The following is a 2158-nucleotide window of genomic DNA, read 5'->3' as shown; positions in this document are numbered from 1 at the left end:
GGACGATTGACCATAGACCAAAACATCAAGAAGCTAGAACCTAGAAGTGAGAAGCAATATTTTTACAGGCGAGGTTTTTCTAGCTTCTAACCTCTCGCTTCTAGCTTCTGTTTTTCCCAGTCACGGTTGTTGCGGGATCCCCCGATTAAAGCACTCGGGGATGACAATCACGCCGTCATTCCCGCATGCTGTAAGCGGGAATCCCGTTCAGACTGTTCACCACTCACCAGTCACGGCTGTTGCGGGAGGGGGTTGAATCCTGATCGCTGATCTTTGATCCGCCTTTTGTAAGACTAGCTTATATTCAAAAATATCGTTACTAAGATCAGAATCAGGATTAAGATGAAGATGAAGATTAAAATCAGGATCAAGATTAAGATGGATCCATTTCAGATACATAGGCAACAGTTGATTATTGGGACATGGGTGACACAAATAGGGGTCAATTTCTTGCAGCATATATGCCCCCTTTGACCTTGTCATAGAAGTTTCGATGGTATAGATACAGCTCCCATGAAGGTGAATAGATCGAAGGCCAAAAAGAAAGACAAAAAGAGGGCCAAGCCCGTCGCTAAGTCCATTCGCAAAAAAACACTAAAGCTCTCAAAAAAGAAAGCTGCGGCTAAAACTGTTTCTTCAAAAAAAATCACCCGTGAGAAAAAAAATAGGGGAAAGACAGCAGCAAGGATCAAACCTGAAATATCTTTGCCGAGACCCAGAGAACCGCAGTTTTCTATATTGATGACCTCAGGCAAAATTTCTAATTTCGACCCTCTCGACATGCTGAGAAGAATACTGATGGCAGAAGACATGCTCTTCCTCAGCCGACAGATAACATATCACATTTCGACTGAAGCCGACCTGCCAGGAATATGGGGCGATAGAGACAAGATAGGGCAAGCCTTCGTCAAACTCATCGATTACCTTGCCAGACGCGCGGACAGAGGGACGAAGATAAAGATATCCATATCACAGTTCGCACTTCGAAGCGGTCCGGGAATAAAAATAAGCTTCGAGAGTCATGATAGAAATCTCGATAATATAAACAGTCAGGAATTTCTGGACAGACTCGTACACGGCACCAACGAAAACGGTCAGGTGCCTGTGTTATACAACGCCCGTCAGATAGTGGTCAGCCAGCGCGGCCAGATGTGGGCCGACCTCCCTGTGCCCAACCACCCGGTCTATCACATACTTCTGCCAGCGTCCGAAGAGGCAGCCAAGCAGCCAAGTAATGAGCAGATGACTTTCAAATACGACATATCGATCACGAACTACGCCAACGTAAGAAAGAGGTTCGGAATCACAAAAAGCGCTTCGCTCGTAGAACAGATAGGTAACTATGTCAGATCTCTGGTCCGCTATCCGATCGACATGGTGATGTCCATCAGCGACAAAGGAATGATTACAGCAATCTACGAAACACAGAAAGGTTCGGCAAATTCCGTTGCGAGCAGAATATCCCAGAGGCTGGCCCAGGAACAGTTCATGATAGGCAAAAGGCCCGTGGATCTCATGTTTCGCTACAACCTTGCACTTCTCACATCATCCCCTGGGACAAACCAGGAGTCCAAAAGCGGGAGATAATAAAATATGGATTGGCAGCACCTAGCCTCATTTCTCTGGCAGCCGAGAATTGAAATTTTTATCACAATGGCGGTTTTGTTCGCTCTACCGCTTATCAGGATATTGTTATATCCTATCACACTCCGTGGATGGTTCGCCGTATATGCGAGCTTTCCATTAGGACTTTTTGAGGAATTCATCGCTCCAATACGCGGCATATTTGGGATTCCATATCTGGCCTCGGGGATTGTCTGGCTCATGATCCTCTCATATACGACAGCGGAAAACGCCTACGCTATGGAGGCCGTTCTTTTCGTATTTCTCATTGCAACTCACTTCATATTCTCTAAAATAAAAAAAATAGAGAAAATAGCGTGTGCGGTGTATTTGGAAGATCATCCGGAAATAGATCCGGACCTCTTCTACAAGCTTCTTCTCTCATCACAGGGACCGTTTCGCGTAAGGGTATTCGGCAAGCCAACAAAAACCGTAAACCTATGCGCTCCGGACTTTACATCGAGCAGGCCGATGAAACGGCTTTCCATCTCGACCTACATAGTCGGGGCGTGGAGCATAATGAAGCTGGCAAGGC

General features: G+C 46.1%; 2 protein-coding genes. Both read left to right on the top strand.

What is annotated here, in order from left to right; genetic code table 11:
- Positions 1–513 precede the first annotated feature (513 nt).
- Positions 514–1587, top strand: a complete 1074-nt coding sequence (locus tag GX659_07345; protein NLD28597.1) for a hypothetical protein — start codon at positions 514–516, stop codon at positions 1585–1587.
- Positions 1588–1593: 6 nt separating this feature from the next.
- On the top strand, positions 1594–2158 hold a 565-nt coding region (locus GX659_07340; protein NLD28596.1), incomplete at its 3' end, for a hypothetical protein.

The organism is Myxococcales bacterium (genome assembly GCA_012513515.1).
In the GTDB taxonomy this organism is placed as follows: Bacteria; UBA10199; UBA10199; order 2-02-FULL-44-16; family JAAZCA01; genus JAAZCA01.
This window is presented reverse-complemented; position numbering and strand designations above follow the sequence as displayed.

Excerpts from the sequence above, each read along its gene's own strand:
- GX659_07345 (NLD28597.1), top strand. The coding sequence starts at position 514 with ATGAAGGTGAATAGATCGAAGGCCAAAAAGAAAGACAAAAAGAGGGCC.